Source organism: Rhodococcus sp. O3 (genome assembly GCF_048897285.1).
GTDB lineage: Bacteria > Actinomycetota > Actinomycetes > Mycobacteriales > Mycobacteriaceae > Rhodococcus.
The window spans coordinates 33,380-51,429 of the sequence record NZ_JBMBTE010000028.1; the positions used below are offsets into that span (position 1 = coordinate 33,380).

An 18,050-nucleotide genomic window follows, 5' to 3' on the forward strand; every position below is an offset into this window, starting at 1 on the left:
GTGCGCGACAGTGATGATCATGAAGTCGGCTGCATCCCGGCTCTTGTCGGCCTTCGAAGCCCTGATCGGTGTCGACCTTCCCGTCCGTGTCCGCTGCTGGGACGGGTCCGAGGCCGGCCCGCCCGACGCGGCCGCGCGCGTCGTCGTGAACCGCCGCCGCGCCCTGCGCCGCATGCTGTGGGCACCCAACGAACTCGGCCTCACCCGCGCCTACATCTCCGGTGATCTCGACGTCGACGATCTGTTCCCCCTGCTCGGCATCCCGGAAGTGGTCGACCGGATCGGGGATCATCGGCTCGCCGGCCTGCGCCCCCGCACCCTCGCGCATGCCGCCGCCACCCTCGTGCGGCTCGGCGCCGTCGGACCGCCGCCGCGACCACCCGCCGTCGAGATCCGCCGCCGCCGGGGGATCCGGCACAGCCGGGACCGCGACTCGGTCGTCGTGTCGCACCACTACGACGTCGGCAACGACTTCTACCGGTTGTTCCTCGGCTCGACCATGGTCTATTCGTGCGGCTACTGGGTGGACGACGACGCCCGGCTGGACACCGCACAGCGCGACAAGTGCGACCTGGTGTGCCGCAAGCTGGGACTCGCACCGGGGATGCGTCTGCTCGACGTCGGCTGCGGCTGGGGTTCGCTGGCAATGCACGCCGCCCGCGACTACGGGGTCGACGTGGTCGGGGTGACGCTCAGCCGCGAACAGCGCGACCTGGCGAGGAAACGGGTCGCGGAGGCCGGATTGTCCGACCGGATCGAGATCCGGTTGCAGGATTACCGCGACATTCAGGACGGTCCCTTCGACGCGATCGCGAGCGTCGGCATGTCCGAGCACGTGGGGCTGGTGAATCTGCCGCTGTACGCGGCGGAGCTGCGCGCCCTGCTCCGGCCCGGCGGCCGGTTGCTCAACCACGCGATCGCGCGGGTGCGGTCGTTGCCGGACAGGCCCGGTCGGGCCCCGTCGTTCATCGACCACTACATCTTCCCGGACGGCGAGGTGCTGCCGCTCAGCAAGACGATCGACGCCTTCGAACGAGCCGGACTCGAGGTGCGCGACAGTGAATCGCTGCGCGAACACTACGCGCTGACCCTGCGCGCCTGGGTGTCGAACCTGCTCGGATCGTGGGACGACGCGGTGCGGCTGGCCGGTGAGGAACGGGCCCGCACCTGGCTGCTGTACCTGACGGCGAGCGCCCTCGGGTTCGAAGCACCGAACCGGCTCACCGTCCATCAGGTCCTCGCGGTGCGTCCCACCGCGGACGGTGCCAGCGGGATGCCTCGTACCCGAGATCGGTGGCTCCACGGCACGCGCGCCGCCACCTGATTGTCGGACCCTCGCAGTAGCGTGACGCTGCCCGCGGTTTCACTGCGAGAGGAGATGTTCGTGAACGACATCGGCCACTTCGACGAATCGGTCGAGCTCGCCTGGGCCAGGTTCCGGAACCAGATGGCACGCAGCATCGGTGAGCTACCCGGCGGCGACGCCCTCGAACTGCGCGCGGACACGGCGTTGACCCCGGTTGCGGGGGTGCGGATCGAGAACCGCCCCGGCCTCGGGGTCTGCGCCCGCATCCTCGCCCCGCCGTGGGAGTACGGGCCGTCCGCGCCGCCGCAGAGCCCGCCCGACACGCCGTCGACGACCGGCGACCCCGACGCCGTCGCCTCCTGGGTGGTGGGCGTGCTGCGCGACCGGTGGGACGTCGTCGAGCCGGCGTTCGTGCAGGTCGGTCCGTATCCGACCGTCGACGGTGCGCAGTGGTACGACGAGCTGCGCGGCCGCGTCGGCGACGCGCTCGCACACGTGCTGGGCCGGCCCGCCAGCATCGACGCCGACGGCGACTTCGTGCTGGTTCTCGACTCGCAGGTGATCTTCGTGATCGTCGACCGCACCGTTCCCGCGGTGCGGGTGTGGATCCCGCTGCTGCACCGGATCGCCGATCGGACCGGGGCCGCGCACTGGGTCGACGGATTGCGCGGCGGGCCGGGCGTGCGCGCGCTGGTCGTCGAGGACCGGCTGGTCGGGACCGGGGAGATCCCGGCGGCGCCGTTCGACCCGGCCCACCTGGAGGAGCGGATCGATGCGATGCGCCGGCTCATGCCTGCGGTGGCTCGGCGGGTCGCCACGAACTTCGGGGGCATCCATTACACCGAGGACGATCGCCGGCCCGGCACACCGGACACGGCCTTGTTCGACGACTGGTACTGACCGGACCGGTATCGGACGGACCCGTACCGGGCGGGTCAGCGCCAGCTCGGCAGCCACAGCTGGTCGTGCCACTCGGCGACCGTGATCGGCAGCGCCGTCAGGATCGGCCACAACCACACGAAGTTCGCGACCACCAGACCCACGTACAGGCACACGACGAGCAGGCCCGTCGAGCGTCTTTCCCGCGACGCGCGGGCCGGGCCGAGCACGTCCCCGAGCACGAGCGCCACGCCCATCACCAGGAACGGCGCCAACGGCACGGCATAGAAGTAGTACATCTGCCGGTCGAGGGTCGCGAACCAGGGCAGCAGCGCCGCGCCGTAGCCGGTGAGCACGGCCGCCCACCGCCAGTCGCGCCGCACCACGATCTGCCACAGACCCCACGCGACCATCGCCAGCGACACCCACCACAAGGCGGGCGTGCCGATCAGCATGACCGCCTTGACGCACTGCTCCTCGCCGCACCCGCGGATGCGGTCGCCCTCGGCGAAGTAGTACAGCATCGGACGCAGACCCATCGGCCACGTCCACGGCTTCGACTCCCACGGATGGTGGTTGCCCGCCGAGTTGGTCAATCCGGAGTGGAACTCGAGCACGTTCGCGCTGTAGTACCACAGAGACCGCAGCGAATCCGGCACGAACGAGAACGGCCCGTCGGTGCCGATCTTCGTGCCCACCGCGTGCCGGTCCACCCCGGTTTCGCTGGCGAACCACGCCCAATAGCTCGCCAGATACACACCGAGCGGGATCAGCACCAGCGCGTACAGCGCCGCGCCGATATCGCGCAGCGCGGTGCCCACCCACGGCCGGCGCACCCCGTAGGCGCGGCGCGCGGCGACGTCGAACGCCACCGACATCAACCCGAAGAACGCGATGAAATAGACCCCGGACCACTTGGTGCCGACGGCCAGGCCCAGCAGCACACCCGCGCCGAACCGCCACCAGCGGACCCCGAGCCGCGGACCCCAGGCGCTGACGCCGATGCGGTCCTCCGCGACCACCCGCGCCATGCGGGCGCGCACGTCGTCGCGGTCCACGATCAGGCAACCGAACGCACCGACGACGAACATCGCCTGGAAGACGTCGAGCATCCCCATCCGGGACGAGACGAACGTGACCCCGTCGACGATGAGCAACACCCCGGCGAGGCCGCCGAGCAGCGTCGACCGGGTCAGCCGCCGCACGATGCGTACCACCAGCAGCACCAGGATCGTGCCGGCGACCGCCGACGAGAACCGCCAGCCCCACCCGTTGTAACCGAACAGGGCCTCGCCGAGCGCGATGAGCTGTTTACCGACCGGCGGATGCACCACCAGCCCGTAGCCGGGGTTGTCCTCGATCCAGCCGCCGGTGAGCACCTGCCAGCCCTGCGGCACATAGTGCTTCTCGTCGAACACCGGCGTCTTCGCGTCGGTGGGGTAGTGGAGCATCGCGAAGCGGGTGATCGCGGCGAGCGCGGTGACGAACAGGGTCACCACCCAGCCGCGGGCACGGTCGGTGGGACCCGGATCGACCGGGGGCACCAGCGGCCCGGGACTCAGGAGGCGACGGTCCGGGGCCTCGGCAGGGCGCTCGTCCGTCACGGTCACGGTCCGATCGTAGGCTGATACGCATGCAGGCAGAGAACCCGGGACAAGGACGGCTCGTGCTGGCGGCCACGCCGATGGGCGACATCGGCGACGCCTCGAGCCGGCTCCGCGAAGCCCTCGCGACGGCCGACGTCGTCGCCGCCGAGGACACCCGCCGCACCCGGTCGCTCGCTGCCGCCCTCGGCGTGACCATCACCGGTCGCGTCGTCAGCTTCTACGACCAGGTGGAAGTCACCCGCGCCCCGGCGCTGATCGCGGACATCGAATCGGGACTGACCGTGCTGCTGGTCACCGACGCGGGCATGCCGTCGGTGAGCGACCCCGGCTACCGGCTGGTGTCCGCGTGCGTCGCCGCGGATCTGCCGGTCACATGCCTGCCCGGCCCGTCCGCGGTGACCACGGCGCTCGCGCTGTCGGGGTTGCCCGTCGAACGGTTCTGCTTCGACGGTTTCCCGCCCCGCAAGTCCGGCCCGCGCCGCGCCTGGCTGCAGACGCTCGTGACGGAACCGCGCGCGGTGGTGTTCTTCGAAGCCCCGCACCGGCTGGCGGCGTGCCTGGCCGACGCGGTCGCGGTGCTGGGCGGCGAACGCCGCGCCGCGGTGTGCCGGGAGCTGACCAAGACCTACGAGGAGGTGCGGCGCGGCACGCTCGCCGAGCTCGCGGACTGGGCCGTCGACGGCGCGCGCGGCGAGATCACCGTGGTCCTCGAGGGGGCATCGCAGCAGGTCGCCGACCCCGCCGATCTCGTCGAGGAGGTCGAACGGCTCGTCGCGAGCGGGATGCGTCTGAAGGACGCGTGCGGGCAGGCCGCAACCGCCGGTGTCTCGAAGCGGGAGCTGTACGACGCGGTACTCGCCGCACGGCAGGAATGACCACGTCCGTAGACTCGTCGCAGTGAGTGCTCCACCCGAACCCGTGTCCACGACCGACGAACCGCATCTTTCGCGTCAGCTGTCCAACCGGCACATCCAGCTCATCGCGATCGGTGGTGCCATCGGAACCGGACTGTTCATGGGGTCGGGTAAGACGATCTCCCTGGCCGGTCCGTCGGTGATCTTCGTGTACATGATCATCGGGTTCATGCTGTTCTTCGTCATGCGGGCGATGGGCGAGCTGCTGCTGTCGAACCTGCACTACAAGTCGTTCGCGGACTTCGCGGCCGACCTGCTGGGGCCGTGGGCCGGGTTCTTCACGGGCTGGACGTACTGGTTCTGCTGGATCGTCACCGGCATCGCCGACATCATCGCGATCTCCGGTTACGTGCGTTATTGGTGGTCGGACGTGCCGCTGTGGATTCCCGCCCTGGCGGCGATCCTGGCGTTGCTGCTGCTGAACCTGCCGACCGTGCGGGCGTTCGGCGAGACCGAGTTCTGGTTCGCCCTCATCAAGATCGTCGCGATCGTCAGTCTCATCGTGGTCGGCCTGGTCATGATCATCGGCGGCTTCACGGCCCCCAACGGCGCGACCGCCGGTTTCGACAACCTGTGGAACGACGGCGGGTTCTTCCCGACCGGCCCGATGGGATTCGTCGCGGGTTTCCAGATCGCGGTGTTCGCGTTCGTCGGGATCGAGCTGGTCGGTACCACCGCCGCCGAGGCCAAGGACCCGGAGAAGAACCTGCCGAAGGCGATCAACTCGATCCCGATCCGCGTGCTGCTGTTCTACGTCGCCGCGCTGGTCGTCATCATGGCGGTGACGCCGTGGCGGGAGATCGAGGCCGGTCGCAGCCCGTTCGTGGCGATGTTCACCCTCGCCGGCCTCGGTATCGCCGCGTCGGTCATCAACTTCGTCGTGCTCACCTCGGCGGCGTCGTCCGCGAACTCGGGCATCTACTCGACCTCGCGGATGGTGTACGGGCTCGCGCAGGAGGGCGATGCGCCGGCGGCGCTGGGCAGACTCAACCGGCGCCGGGTCCCGGCGAACGCGCTGATGTTCTCGTGCATGTTCCTGCTGTCCGCGATCGTGCTGCTGTTCGCCGGTGACTCGGTCATCGAGGCGTTCACGCTCGTCACGACGATCTCGGCGCTGCTGTTCATGTTCGTGTGGTCGATCATCCTGGCGAGCTACCTGCGGTACCGGAAGCGCCGTCCGGACCTGCACGAGGCGTCGACGTTCAAGATGCCCGGCGGTGTGCCGATGGTGTGGGTCGTCTACGCATTCTTCGCGTTCATCGTCTGGGCGCTCACCCAGGAGACGGACACCCTCGAGGCGCTGCTGGTGACTCCGATCTGGTTCGCGGTGCTGGGGGTTGCGTGGGCCGTGATCCGTCGCAGCCCGGAGCATCGGGCCAGGTACGCCGCGTTCCGCAAGGACCTGGAGGACGAGGCCGCGGCCGAACAAGCGGCGCGCGACTGAGCGGCGCCGCCGCATCGTCGAGCGGGGCCGCGCACCCCTTCCGCTCGGGCTCACCGGGGTGTGGAATTGAATTACCACACAACGGACTCCGGAGGCGTCTATGGGTGTTCTGCTTCTTTCGCGATCCTCCTGATCGCTGAGCAATCTTCCCCGTCCAACGACCGATTCGGCGCAGAAGGCCGTGGTCTTGTGCGCCGGCCAGGGAGATGAGAACGATGTCGACATCTGCACACGATGCGATGCGCACCCACCCGGACATTCTCGAATTGCGCGCGCGCTACGACATGGCGGCCGAACAGCCCCCGGCGCAGGTGGCCGACGGACTGCTGATGATCGCCGGTCTCTACGCGGCGTGCTCCGCCTGGATCGTCGGCTTCAGCGGCGAGATGAACCTGACGATGAGCAACCTGTTCACCGGCCTCGCGGTCGCCCTGCTGGCAGTCGCGTTCGGCTCGGCGCTCGGCCGCACCCACGGGATGACGTTCGTGGCACCGTTGCTCGGGGTCTGGTTGATCGTCTCCCCGTGGGTGGTCGCCGGAGTGACCACAACTACCGGGATGATCTGGTCCAACGTCGTCTGCGGCATCGTGGTCTGCCTGCTGGGTCTCGCGACCGCCGCGATGGGTACCGACCTCATGGGGCGCTCGCGTCGCATGACACCGACGCGCTGACCCGGACGCTCGGGTCTGGGTAAGGAGCCCGAACCGGCTCCGAGACCCTCGTGTGTCCGAAACCCTCGTGTGCACCCCGCCCGGCAACGGGCGGGGTGGCGCAGTCTTGCGCACCTAGGCGAGCGCGAGTATCAGCACCACCGACGCAGCGACCGTACCTGCTACGACGAACGACGGGGGCACCCAGCCGGAAATCCGGTCGACGATTCTGATCATGGTCACCCTCAGGACCCGAGCCACCGCTTCCCCACGCCGACAGGAACTACCCCTCGAACTTCAATTCCCACCGGCGTGGGGCCACGCTGGTAGCGAGACTGTTCTCGCTTCGGTGACGACTCTTCCGCCGAAAAGCGACCCGACCAACTACCGGACCCTGCGGAACGGATATCATCCCAGGTCACAGTAGGTGAGGAAATTTTCCGCAGCGGAGTTTTCCTCGAATCCCAGGGCAATCTCCGACGAACCGGAAGGTGCGGAAGCGGATGGCAGAGGACGACGGCCGCGCGGAACCCGACCCTCGGCAGTTCTTCGCGGACCAGTTGCGCATGCTCTTCGCCGCCGCGGGCCGGCCGCCCCTGAAGAAGGTCGAAACGGAATCCGCGACCCTCGCCCGTGCCATGGGCAGCGACCGCACGGTGTCCGTGCAGCGGCTCAGCGACTGGCGTTCCGGGAAGCGTCTGCCCGCCAGCTTCGAGACCGTGCGTCCCGTGCTCGTCGCACTCGTCCGGGCGGCCCGCGCCCTGAACCCCGAACCGCCCACCCCGGGTCTGTACTCGCTGAAGCAGTGGCAGAGCTGGTGGGACCGTGCCCGCGGATCGTCGTCGGGACCGGGCCGGACGGCCGAACCACCCGAGGCTGCGCCGGTGCCCCAGGCCGGAGTGCGCCCGTACCGGGGGCTGTCCGCGTACCGGGAGAAGGATGCGTGGCTGTTCTTCGGCCGCGCCGAGAGCGTGCGCACAACCGCCGACATCACCGTCGCGGCGCACGGGCACGGACCGGTGGTCGTGACCGGGGCTTCCGGCGTCGGCAAGTCGTCGCTCGTGCAGGCGGGGCTGATCCCGGAACTGTGCGGGGACGGCGACCAGCGGCCCGTCGTGCTCACCCCGGGGCGGCACCCGCTCGACCGTCTCGCCGAGGCGATCCCCGAACTCGCCGACCCCGCCGCACAGCGCGCCGACGCCGTCGCCGTCCAGCAGGCGATCCGTGCGGCGGCCGCCCGGATGGGGTGTTCGTCGCTGCTGATCGTCGTCGACCAGATCGAGGAACTGTTCACCCAGTGTGACGACCGCGACGAACGCTCCCAGTTTCTCGGGGTCCTCGAACGGGCCTCGACCACCGTCGACCACGAGGACGCCCCGGCGACCGTCGTCGCGACGATGCGCTCGGACTTCTACGAGCAGGCGGTGTCCTATCCCGTTCTGGCCCGCGCGCTCGAACGCCGCACCAAGACGGTGCGACCGATGCGCCGCGAAAACCTCGAGGAAGTGATCACCGAACCGGCCAAGCTCGTCGGCGTCAAACTCGAATCCGGTCTGGCCGATCTCATCCTCAACGACCTCGGAGTGCTCACCGGGGGTGAGCTCAGCGGCACGGAGCTGCCGTTGTTGTCGCACCTGCTCGACACCATGTGGGATCGCCGCCGGGGCGGGAACCTCACCGTCGCCGGATACCGCGCCACCGGAGGGGTGCGCGGTTCGATCGCCGCGAGCGCCGAACGAGCCTGGGAGGAACTCGACGATCGAGGCCGGCAGCTGGCCCGGGAGATGCTGGTGCACCTGGTGTACGTCACCAACACCGGCACCGACGTGAAGATCGCCCGCCCGCTCACCCAGCTGCTCGCGCTCGGCGACCGCGCCACTGCGACACGTGTCCTCGACCATTTCGTGTCCGCCCGCGTGGTCGTCGTCGATGCGGGACATGCCGAGCTGATCCACGACGCCGTGATCGAGGCGTGGCCGCGTCTGAAGTCCTGGATTCAGGAGGACCGCTCGTCGGCGGCGCTTCGTCAGCAGCTCGAGGCGGACGCCGCGAACTGGGTGGCGACCGGCCGCAACAAGAGCATGCTCTACCAGCGCGGACGCATGGATCTGGTCCGCGAACAGGACGCACGGCTGACCCGGGTCGGCAGCGGACGAGGAGAGGTGGGCTCGGCGTTGAGTCCCACCGCCGTCGATTTCCTCGCCGCGTCCCGGCGGGAGATCGAACGGGCCGCGCGGTGGCGGCGGATGGTTCTCGCCGGCCTCGCGATCTCGACGATCGTCTCGTTCGTGACGGGCACGCTGGCGTGGACCGCGAAGAACCGCGCCGAAGAGGAACGCAGCGCCGCCGAGTTCCAGCAGATCATCGCGCTCGCCGACGCCATGCGCGACGACGATCCGACGACGTCGGCGGACCTGTCGCTGGTTGCGGCCCAGCTGCAGCCCGACAGCGATATCGCCTACTCCCGGCTCGTCGCCACCCAGGGGACTCCGCTCGCGCGGACCCTGGACGGGCACACCGGACCCGTATACGGGGTGGCGGTCTCACCGGACGGAGCCACCCTCGCGTCGGCCAGCGACGACGGCGCCGTCCGGTTGTGGGACCTGTCCGACCGCGCCGACCCGAAACCGATCGGGGAACCGCTGACCGCGCTGCCCGACTACATGGCGTCGGTGTCGTTCAGTCCCGACGGTCGGCGCCTCGCCGCCGGAGGTGGCGACGGCAGCGTCTGGATCTGGGATGTCACCGACCGCGCCCATCCGGTCCTGCTGCTCGAACACCACGTCACCGAGGGAATCGCCGTGCACAACGTGCGGTATTCCCCGACCGGCCGGCTGGTGGCGGTGCCGTACGACGACGGCACCGTCGCGCTCATCGACACGACAACCCCGGATTTCCCGGTGACCGTGCTGAACGCCCACGAGGGCGCCGTGCGCACCGCGGTCTTCCGGACCGACGGCTCGGTCCTCGCCACCACCAGCGACGACCGCAGCGTGCGGCTGTGGGACGTCAGCGACCCGACCGACCCCACTCTGATCGGAGCGCCGCTCACCGGGTTCGGCGACGTCGCGCACTCGGCGGACTTCGACCCCACCGGCACGAGACTCGTCGTGAGCAGCGACGACGGCATGCTCCACCTGTTCGACACCACCGTCGTCGCGGCACCGAGACCGCTGGGCGCCCCAACCGACGCGCACAGCGGGGGCGTGTGGAGGGTGACGTTCCTGCCCGACGGGCGCACGGTCGCGTCCGCGTCGTGGGACGGCACCGCGAAGCTGTGGTCCGTCGACCCGGTCGCCGGGATCGTCGACGAACTGAAACCGGGACTGACCGGCAACGGCGGCGGACTGCCCGTGTTGACCGTGACACCCGACGGCCGGACCGTCGTCACCGGCGGGCAGGATTCCAAGATCCGGATGTGGACGTTGCCGCGCGAACGCGTCGGTGTCGCCGATGCCGCCCTGACCCTGCCGTCCGTCGACCGGTCCGGCAGGCTCGCCGCGACCGGAGGTTACGACTCGGTGGTGAACCTGTGGCGCATCGACGACGGCGGCCGCTGGAGCCAGGTCACGGCGATCGACCTGCCGCGTCCGCTCGGCGGCGCGAACGTCGTCGCGTTGTCGCCGGCCGGGACGATCCTGGCGACCGCCCCCACCTCCGGTGGCAGTGTCCGCCTGTGGGACGTGGCCGACCCGGAACACCCGCGCCCGCTCGGTGAACCCCTCCGGCTCGGCACCCGGTTCACCTCGGAGTTGGCGTTCACCCCGGACGGCAGGACGCTGGTGACCGGCGCGGACGACCAGTCGGTGACCCTGTGGAATGTGACCGATCCGGTGCGTCCGGTGCCGCGCGGCGCACCGTTGACCGGTCCCACGAACCTGGTGCGCAGCGCCACCGTGAGCCCGGACGGCCGCAGCCTCGTCGTCGCGAGCGCGGACGGAGAGATCTACGCGTGGGACATCGCGGACCCGGACCGGCCGGTCGCGGTGCCGGTGACCGGTGGGCACACGGCCGGTGTCAACGGCTTGTCGTTCGGTGCGGACGGTTCGGTGCTGGCGACCGGCGGCGACGACCACACGGTGATCGTCTGGGATCGCGGCGACGACGGCGGATTCACCGCGCGGAGCACGCCGCTGCGGGGACACACCGGGACGGTCTATTCGGTGTCGGTGGCGCCCGGCGGTGGCGTGGTGGCCAGCGGCAGCGACGACGGCACCGTCCGGTTGTGGGACGTGGCGTCCCCGCAGGCGATGCACGCGATGGGCGGACCGATCACCGACACCGGCGTCGGCCGCTGGCAGGTGCGGTTCCTGCCGAACGGCACGGTCGCCGCGGCGGGTGGCGACGGCGTGATCCGGACGTGGGGTCTCGACCCGGAGGAGATCACAGAGCGCATCTGTTCGTCGACCACCGGAGAGATCAGCGCGGTGCTCCTGCAGTTCGAGCTGCCCGGGGGACTGGACGTGTGCGGGGACTGAGCTGCAGGATGCTCGCGGCCTTGTCGAGGCATTCCTGCCATTCGGCGTCCGGATCGGAATCGATGGTGATGCCGCCCCCGACGCCGAGTGCGCACTCGTTCCCGGCGAATTCGACGGTGCGGATGGCGACGTTCAGTTCGAGCCCGGCGACGGGACTCGCCATGCCGACGGTGCCGCAGTACACGCCGCGGGGCAACTCTTCCCAGTCCTGCAGCAGGTCGCGCGCCCGGAGTTTGGGGCACCCGGTGACCGACGCGGGCGGGAACGCGGCGTCGAGCAGCGCGTCGGCGGTGACGTCCGGCCCGAGAGTCGCGGCGACCGTCGACACCAGATGCCACACGCCGGGCGCCGGATGCACGCCGAGCAGATCGGTGACGGTGACGGTGCCGGTCTCGGCGACCCGGCCGAGGTCGTTGCGCACCAGATCGACGATCATCACGTTCTCGGCGACGTCCTTGACGGAGGCTCGCAGGTCGGCGGGGTCGCGGTGCAACGGGAGCGTGCCCTTGATGGGGGAGGACTCGACGCGGTCGCGGTGGCAGGCCAGGAACAGTTCGGGTGACAGGGACGCCACCGCGCCCCAGGGTCCCTGCAGGTAGGCGGCCCGGTTCGGGCGGGTGGTCTCGACCGCGTCGGCGAAGAACGCGAGCGGGTCCCCGGACCAGGTGCCGGTGAAGCGGGTGCACACGCACGCCTGGTACACCTCCCCGGCCCGGATCGCGTCGAGGCACTGTTCGACGCCGTGCCGGTGCGTCGCCCGGTCCGGTGGGGTCCAGTCGATCCGCCAGTCCGGCACCGCGGGATCCGGGTCGTGCACGGCGGCAGCCAGATCCGGTGGGCACGGCTCGTCCGTCAGCGTCTCGTACCACCAGCAGCCGGTGTCGTCGAGTCGCAGCACGACGTCGGTCCACCCGCCCGCCGCGACCGGCAGTGCCGGGGTCGTCGGGACCCGGTCCGGATACGCGAGATAACCGATCCATCCGCCCCCGATCAACGGCCGGTCCTCGTCGGTGATCCGACCGGTCGTCCGGGTGAAGGTGCCCCGGACCGGGGCGGGGGAGGTGGCCAGGCTGGGGGCGATCACGGCGGCGGCGCCGAACCACGTGCCGGTCAGCGCGGCGGGTGGGGCGATTCCGAGGTCGCGGGCGCGAACGCCGAGCGCCCGGAGCACTTGTGCGGGGCTTCCTCCGTCGCCCAGTCGCTCCATCCGCATGGTCCCAGCTTTCCACGGGCACGCACCACTGCCGAAACCGCGGGACTCGGTAGGGTCTTGATCCGTGTCTGCTGAATTGGGGGTGGCCGACCTTGTGACCGGCGCCGGCAAGGTGCTGCGGGCGTACGGCCGCAACGCACTCGCCGACCGTGCCGAACGCAAGTTGTCGGGCGAAGGGCGTACGCGATCGGTCGTCGTGGTCGGCGAGATCAAACGGGGAAAGAGCATGCTGGTCAACGCGTTGATCGGCCGTGACGGCATCACGGTGGACGACGTGGAGAACGCCACCGCCGTGTCCATCCGGTTCGTGCCGGCCGACGCCGAGAACCCGGAGGGCACAGCGGAACTGGTGTTCCCGGACGGCAACCGCCGGATCCCGCACGCCGAACTCGCCGACTGGACGACCACCGGCGGGCGGTACGTCACCGATCCGGCGGTCGAGGCGCTGCCGGTCGCCGCGGTGGTGCCCGTCGCGTCGCGGCGGCTCGAGACCGCCACCATCGTCGACACGCCCGGCGTCGGTGGCCTCGACCCCCGGCATGCGGGACTGGCTCGCCAGTCCGCCGACCAGGCCGCCGTGCTCGTGATGGTGTGCGACGCCTCGACCCCCATCACGGAACCGGAGATGCAGTTTCTGCGCGAGAGCGCCGCCGGCGTCGAGAACGTCGTGGTCGCCGTCACCAAGACGGACAAGGCCACCACTCGCTGGGCGGACATCGTCGCCGAGAACCGGCGCTCGATCGCGAAGCACGTCGGCCGCGACATCCCGGTCGTGCCCGTCTCGAGCGTCCGCGCGCTCGCCGCGCAGGACGCCGGACTCCCCGACGCACTGCGCGACCGCGCGGTGACGTTCTCCGGGATTCCCGCGCTGTGGTCGGCCATCGAGAAGAGCCTCACTGCCGCGGAACAGTCACCCGCGACCGACGCCCTGCGCATCTGCCTCGAAGGACTGCGGGAGGTCGAACGCACCATCGAGGACGAGCTCGCCGTCGTCAAGGCCGGGGAGGCCGCGATCCCGGACCTGAGCGCCGAACTGGAACGGCTCCGCAACCTCAAGGACGAGGCGCAGCACTGGGAGCAACACCTGCAGCGCGATCTCACGCTGGCCCGGCAACAGGCCGCGACCCGCCTCGACGAACACCTCACCAGGGTCCGCGAGGACTGGACCACTCGCATCAACAAGTCGTCGATGGAGGTGCTGCGCAAGTCGCCGCAGGTGTTCACCGCCCGCATCCAGACCGACCTGCTCGAGGCGATGGCCATGACCGCCGAAGGGTTCCTCGCCGACCTCGAGCGGATCACCACCGAACTGTTCGACAGCACCGAGGAGTGGGAACGCATCCGCGAGATCGCGGTCGCGTCGATGCGCACCGACCCGCTCGTCACCAACGAGGTCACCTCGAAACGACAGGGTCTGCTCGATCCGAGCGTCCTGTCGATGGGCATGATCGGCACCACCATGCTCGGCGCGGTGATCGGCGTCGGGGCGGTCGCCGGTGTGGTGTGGGTGGCCGTCAACCTCGGATTCCGCGCGATGCGGGCCGGCAAGACGAACCTGCTCACCTGGCTGCGGGAGACGATCGCGACCGCCCGGACCGCCACGACCCGCATGCTCGACGCGACGCTCGCCACGACCCGCCCGGAGATCGTGCTCGGCCGTCGCCGCAACCTCCAGGAGCGCATCACCGTGCTGCAGAAGCAGATCGAGGAGGCGAAGCGGTCCGCGCAGGCCGACGCCGCCGCGCGCGAGGCGAACGTCACCCGGCTGGAGAAGAACCTGCGTATCACCCGCGGGAAGATCACGCCCATCGAGGCTGCGCTCGGTGCCCCGGCGACCACGGCGGTCCCGGCATGAACGCGCCGGTCACCGACGCCACCGACCCGATCCACCACCGCATCGACGCCGCGCTGCACCGGCTCGCGCAGTTCGGCGGCGATCTCGTCGGACACGCCAACCGGATCGGCGGGATCCTGTGGTCGCCGCCGCGCATCGTCGTCGTGGGCCGGCTCAAGGCCGGCAAGTCCACGCTGGTCAACGCGTTGATCGGGGCTCCGGTCGCCGAGACCGCGGCGCTCGAGGCCACCAGCGTCGTCACCGTGTACGAGAACGGTGCGCCCTCCCGGGCGGAGGTCGTGAAGCTCGACGGTTCCCGCCGCGCGGTGCCGTTGACCTTCGGCGCGACCGCCGACCTCGGCGTGCCCGAGACCGAGGTCGCGTACGTGCACCGGCACCTGCCGTCGCAGGCGCTGACGCGGATCACGCTCGTCGACACCCCGGGCCTGGCGACGCTGACCGTCGCGAACGCCGCGGCGACCGAACGCGCCCTCATCGACGGCTTCGAACAGACCCGCTCGGCGTCCGTCGACGCCGACGCGGCAGTGTTCCTGTTCGATTCGATGCCCCGCGCCGACGAGATCTCGTTCCTGCAGCGGCTCGGATTCACCCCGTTGAACACGCTCGGGGTGCTGTCCCGCGCCGACGGCTTCGGTCGTGGTGTGCTCGGCCGCCGCGACCCGATCGGGCATGCCGTCGAGCACGCCGGGGTGTTGTCCCGACGACTCGCGGACGTGGTCGGCGCGGTGGTTCCGGTGGCCGGCCTGCTCGCCCAGACCTCGCACACCGGTGCGTTCACCGAGAACGACGCCCGGGACCTGGCCGCCCTGGCTCCGTTCGCGCCGCTGGAGCTGTTCGATCTGCTCGACGTCGGCGACGGTGCGCTTCCCGTACCCCGGGACCGCGTGTTCCGGCTCATCGACATGGTCGGGGAGTACGGGCTCGTGCACGGCCGCGGTCCGGCGCGCGGCGGCGCCCATCAGGTCAACCAGTGGCTGACCTCGGCCTCCGGCATCGATCCGCTGCGCGCCGTGCTCGACCGGTCCCTGCGGCGTTTCGCGGTCCTGCACCGTGCCGGGCGGATCGTCGCCGAACTCGACGCGCTGGCGTACACCCATCCGGCCCGGGACGGTATCCGGCAGATCGTCTCCGAGCTGAAGTCCGATCCGGCGCTGGTCCAGGTGGGTCTGCTGCGGTCGTTGCGGTCCCTGCTGGAGACCGATCCGTCCGCGCCCGCGGTGACGGAGCTGACGCAGCTGCTGCGCGGCGCCACCGTCGCCGAGGCACTCGGGGCCGATCCGTCGGCCCCGCCGGAGCAGCTGTGTGCGATCGCGCAGGAACGCCTCGTGTCGGTGCAGACGCAGAGCCTGAGCACCCGATCGGCGGCGGAGGACGCGGCGCTGGTGTCGCTCACCCAGGCCTACACGTCGATCGTCCGGTCCTGGACCTGACGGTGTGAACGGGCGACCCGGCGCTCAGGCGAGGTCCGGGTCGCCGGGGTGGCCCGGCTCGGGGTGGGCGTAGGGCTCGTCGGCGTCGTCGAACGCAGCGTCGTCGAACGCAGGGGAGTCGAAGGCCGATTCGTGGTCTCCCTGCAGGTCGGGCACATCCTCGTCGGCGCCGAGGTCGATGTCGACCACCGGATCGACGTCGAGATCGTCGGGATCGTCGGCCGGGATCAGATCGGCGCCGACGGGCGGGGTGTCCGGGTCGGTCGCGATCCGCACGGCTCGATCCCAAGCGTCGTCGGGCAGCGGGGAGACGGTGGCCTGCGGATCGAGGCCGAGGAGGTCCCACAGCGACGGCTCCCGGTCGTTCGTCATCGTCACCACGTCCTCCGATTCCCGACTCGCCCGTGTGTGCAGGTGCACGTACACCGACGACGTTAGCGCGCGCCGAGCCCGGGCGGCGTGCACCTGCCGAACCCGGCGCCGCCGCGCGCGTCGTCGGAGTCGATGCGCCGGGCGACTGCCGGGCAGCGGCTCAGGGCTCGAGTGCGTCCGCGTCGAGCATCGACGGCGCCAGCTTCTCGACGAGTTGCGCCCGCGCCCGGTTGATCCGGCTCTTGACGGTCTGGACCGGGATGCCCTGATGCTCCGCGATCTCCGCGTAGCTCATGTCGGCGTACTCGCGCAGCACGATGGCGACGCGGAACTGCTCGGGCAGCGCTGCCAGCGCCTGCCGGACCATGTCCGTATCGGCGATGCTGTCGGCGACGGATCGTCCCGTGTGCTCGCCGTTGTCGATCTCGTCCTCGGGGGTTTCGCGGCGTTTGCGCACGATCGCCAGCGATGCGTTGGTGGCGATGCGGTACAGCCACGTTCCGAAACGGGCGGTGCCCCGGAACGACGCGAGGTTCTGCCATGCCGCGGTCAGGGTGTCCTGCAGGGCGTCCTCGGCATCGTGCCGGTGACCGGTGATCTGCAGGCACACCGCCCAGGTCTGGTCGCGTGACCGTGCGACGAGTTCGGCGAAGGCAGCCTGGTCCCCTGCCCGGCTCCGCTCGATCAATTCCGCTTCACTCATGACGGCCCCCTCCGTAACTTTCCGGGTGTAACTTACTGGACGGTTCGCGTCTTGTGCGGGGCCAGGTGCGCGGATTGCGCGGATCTCGCGCCCGATCGGCCCGAATTCTGTGAGTTGCGACACAGTTCCGGCCGGATTTCCTGCGCTGACCTGGGGTTTCATCGTGTGGTCCACGCCGCGGGAAATTTTCGGTGAACCGCCCGGAACTTTCCGTCCCGCCGGCTGCTCCTATCCCCGACACCCGACGAGCGAAAGGCAGCACCGACATGGCAAACCGCGGATCCTTCTCCGACAGCAGCAGCTCGAGCAACGCGAACCGCCAGGACTCGCAGTCCACCGCCGGCACCAGCTCGGATTCCTCGTACGGCAACAACTCGTCCTACGACAACGACTCGTCCTACGGCTCGTCCTCGGCGGCTCAGGAAGGCTCGACCAGCTACGAGTCCTACGAGCGCTACGAGCGGTACGAGACCTCCGGCTCGTCCGACTCGGACTCGTCCTACGGTTCCTCGGCGGCCTCGGGCTCGGATTCGTCCTACGGCAGCAACTCGTCCGCCTCCGATTCCTCCGACAGCGCGTCGTCGGCCTCCGCCTCGAACAGCAACGCGGTCAGCACGGGCTCCACCTCGACCGACGCTCTCGGTGCCGGTGAGAGCACCGCGGGTCCGGGCGGCGGCTCCTCGGCGGGTTCGGCCGGACCGGTTGTCCTCGACGAGGTGGTCAACGAGGACGGCAGCAGCGTGCAGGTCCTCGACACCGACGGAGACGGGGTCGCCGACGCGGAGGTCATCGACCTCGACGGTGACGGCACCGTCGACGTGATCACCGCGGACACCGACGGCGACGGCGTCATCGACGCCGCCGCGATCGACGGCGACGGCGACGGCACCTTCGACGAGGCGATCTTCGATCTCGACGGCGACGGCGGAATCGATGCGACCGTGGACCTCGGCACCGGTGCCGTCGACTACGACGGCGACGGCATCGCCGACGACTACATCGACACCAGCGCGTTCGATTCCGGTGCGTCCTCGGACGCGGACTACTCCGACCTGGCCTGACCGGCCAGATCGGGCTGTCGTTTCCGGCGCCGCCGGCACCTGCGGGCCCCGCGGGTACCGGCGGCGCCGCGTCCAATAGGCTGCCGCACGATTACGGCCTCCGGCCCGAACCGGACATTTCCGAGGGGGAAAGCACAC

13 protein-coding genes are annotated in these 18,050 nt (G+C 70.2%); 9 read left to right on the plus strand and 4 right to left on the minus strand.

Annotation, left to right across the window (positions count from 1 at the left end; genetic code table 11):
• The first annotated feature begins 19 nt into the window (after positions 1–19).
• Positions 20–1,324, plus strand: a complete 1,305-nt coding sequence (locus ACN675_RS10920; protein WP_420750883.1) for a class I SAM-dependent methyltransferase — start codon at positions 20–22, stop codon at positions 1,322–1,324.
• A 60-nt stretch (positions 1,325–1,384) separates the two neighbouring features.
• Positions 1,385–2,206 carry a T3SS (YopN, CesT) and YbjN peptide-binding chaperone 1 gene (locus ACN675_RS10925; RefSeq protein ID WP_420750884.1) on the plus strand — a complete coding sequence of 274 codons (822 nt, stop codon included), beginning with the start codon at positions 1,385–1,387 and terminating at the stop codon, positions 2,204–2,206.
• A 35-nt stretch (positions 2,207–2,241) separates the two neighbouring features.
• Here ACN675_RS10925 and ACN675_RS10930 read toward each other — a convergent pair whose 3' ends face one another.
• Complete coding sequence (locus ACN675_RS10930; protein ID WP_420750885.1) at positions 2,242–3,795, minus strand: dolichyl-phosphate-mannose--protein mannosyltransferase; 1,554 nt, start codon at positions 3,793–3,795, stop codon at positions 2,242–2,244.
• A 23-nt stretch (positions 3,796–3,818) separates the two neighbouring features.
• Here ACN675_RS10930 and rsmI point away from each other — a divergent pair, with 23 nt between their 5' ends.
• The 4 genes from rsmI to ACN675_RS10950 all read left to right on the plus strand — a co-directional run bounded on the left by rsmI (position 3,819) and on the right by ACN675_RS10950 (position 11,278).
• Positions 3,819–4,667, plus strand: a complete 849-nt coding sequence (gene rsmI / locus ACN675_RS10935) for a 16S rRNA (cytidine(1402)-2'-O)-methyltransferase (RefSeq protein ID WP_420750886.1) — start codon at positions 3,819–3,821, stop codon at positions 4,665–4,667.
• A gap of 22 nt (positions 4,668–4,689) precedes the next feature.
• Positions 4,690–6,150: a D-serine/D-alanine/glycine transporter gene (gene cycA, locus ACN675_RS10940; RefSeq protein WP_420750887.1), complete on the plus strand. Its 1,461-nt coding sequence runs from the start codon at positions 4,690–4,692 to the stop codon at positions 6,148–6,150.
• Positions 6,151–6,365: 215 nt separating this feature from the next.
• The gene (locus ACN675_RS10945; RefSeq protein ID WP_420750888.1) at positions 6,366–6,821 is read left to right on the plus strand and encodes an SPW repeat protein; all 456 of its coding nucleotides are present in this window, start codon (positions 6,366–6,368) and stop codon (positions 6,819–6,821) included.
• Positions 6,822–7,303: 482 nt separating this feature from the next.
• Positions 7,304–11,278 carry a WD40 repeat domain-containing protein gene (locus ACN675_RS10950; protein WP_420750889.1) on the plus strand — a complete coding sequence of 1,325 codons (3,975 nt, stop codon included), beginning with the start codon at positions 7,304–7,306 and terminating at the stop codon, positions 11,276–11,278.
• On the opposite strand, the gene ACN675_RS10955 is transcribed toward ACN675_RS10950, so the two are convergent.
• On the minus strand, positions 11,220–12,491 hold the full coding sequence (locus tag ACN675_RS10955; protein WP_420750890.1) for an aminodeoxychorismate synthase component I: 1,272 nt from the start codon (positions 12,489–12,491) through the stop codon (positions 11,220–11,222). The two genes, ACN675_RS10950 and ACN675_RS10955, sit on opposite strands and share 59 nt — an antisense overlap.
• A gap of 64 nt (positions 12,492–12,555) precedes the next feature.
• On the opposite strand from ACN675_RS10955, the gene ACN675_RS10960 reads away from it, so the two are divergent.
• Positions 12,556–14,346: a dynamin family protein gene (locus ACN675_RS10960; RefSeq protein ID WP_420750891.1), complete on the plus strand. Its 1,791-nt coding sequence runs from the start codon at positions 12,556–12,558 to the stop codon at positions 14,344–14,346.
• Positions 14,343–15,776, plus strand: a complete 1,434-nt coding sequence (locus ACN675_RS10965; protein ID WP_420750892.1) for a GTPase — start codon at positions 14,343–14,345, stop codon at positions 15,774–15,776. The genes ACN675_RS10960 and ACN675_RS10965 overlap by 4 nt, the downstream gene beginning before the upstream one ends.
• Positions 15,777–15,800: 24 nt before the next feature.
• Here ACN675_RS10965 and ACN675_RS10970 read toward each other — a convergent pair whose 3' ends face one another.
• Positions 15,801–16,148, minus strand: a complete 348-nt coding sequence (locus ACN675_RS10970) for a hypothetical protein (protein WP_420750893.1) — start codon at positions 16,146–16,148, stop codon at positions 15,801–15,803.
• Positions 16,149–16,308: 160 nt separating this feature from the next.
• The gene (locus ACN675_RS10975; protein WP_420750894.1) at positions 16,309–16,851 is read right to left on the minus strand and encodes an RNA polymerase sigma factor; all 543 of its coding nucleotides are present in this window, start codon (positions 16,849–16,851) and stop codon (positions 16,309–16,311) included.
• Positions 16,852–17,117: 266 nt separating this feature from the next.
• On the opposite strand from ACN675_RS10975, the gene ACN675_RS10980 reads away from it, so the two are divergent.
• Positions 17,118–17,912 (plus strand): hypothetical protein, encoded by a 795-nt coding sequence (locus ACN675_RS10980; RefSeq protein WP_420750895.1) that lies wholly within the window; start codon positions 17,118–17,120, stop codon positions 17,910–17,912.
• Positions 17,913–18,050 lie beyond the last annotated feature (138 nt).

Bases quoted from the DNA above. Each gene is read 5' to 3' on its own strand.
- ACN675_RS10920 (WP_420750883.1), top strand. From the start codon at position 20: ATGAAGTCGGCTGCATCCCGGCTCTTGTCGGCCTTCGAAGCCCTGATC.
- rsmI (WP_420750886.1), top strand. From the start codon at position 3,819: ATGCAGGCAGAGAACCCGGGACAAGGACGGCTCGTGCTGGCGGCCACG.
- ACN675_RS10945 (WP_420750888.1), top strand. From the start codon at position 6,366: ATGTCGACATCTGCACACGATGCGATGCGCACCCACCCGGACATTCTC.
- ACN675_RS10950 (WP_420750889.1), top strand. From the start codon at position 7,304: ATGGCAGAGGACGACGGCCGCGCGGAACCCGACCCTCGGCAGTTCTTC.
- ACN675_RS10955 (WP_420750890.1), bottom strand. From the start codon at position 12,491: ATGCGGATGGAGCGACTGGGCGACGGAGGAAGCCCCGCACAAGTGCTC.
- ACN675_RS10965 (WP_420750892.1), top strand. From the start codon at position 14,343: ATGAACGCGCCGGTCACCGACGCCACCGACCCGATCCACCACCGCATC.
- ACN675_RS10970 (WP_420750893.1), bottom strand. From the start codon at position 16,148: ATGACGAACGACCGGGAGCCGTCGCTGTGGGACCTCCTCGGCCTCGAT.
- ACN675_RS10975 (WP_420750894.1), bottom strand. From the start codon at position 16,851: ATGAGTGAAGCGGAATTGATCGAGCGGAGCCGGGCAGGGGACCAGGCT.
- ACN675_RS10980 (WP_420750895.1), top strand. From the start codon at position 17,118: ATGGCAAACCGCGGATCCTTCTCCGACAGCAGCAGCTCGAGCAACGCG.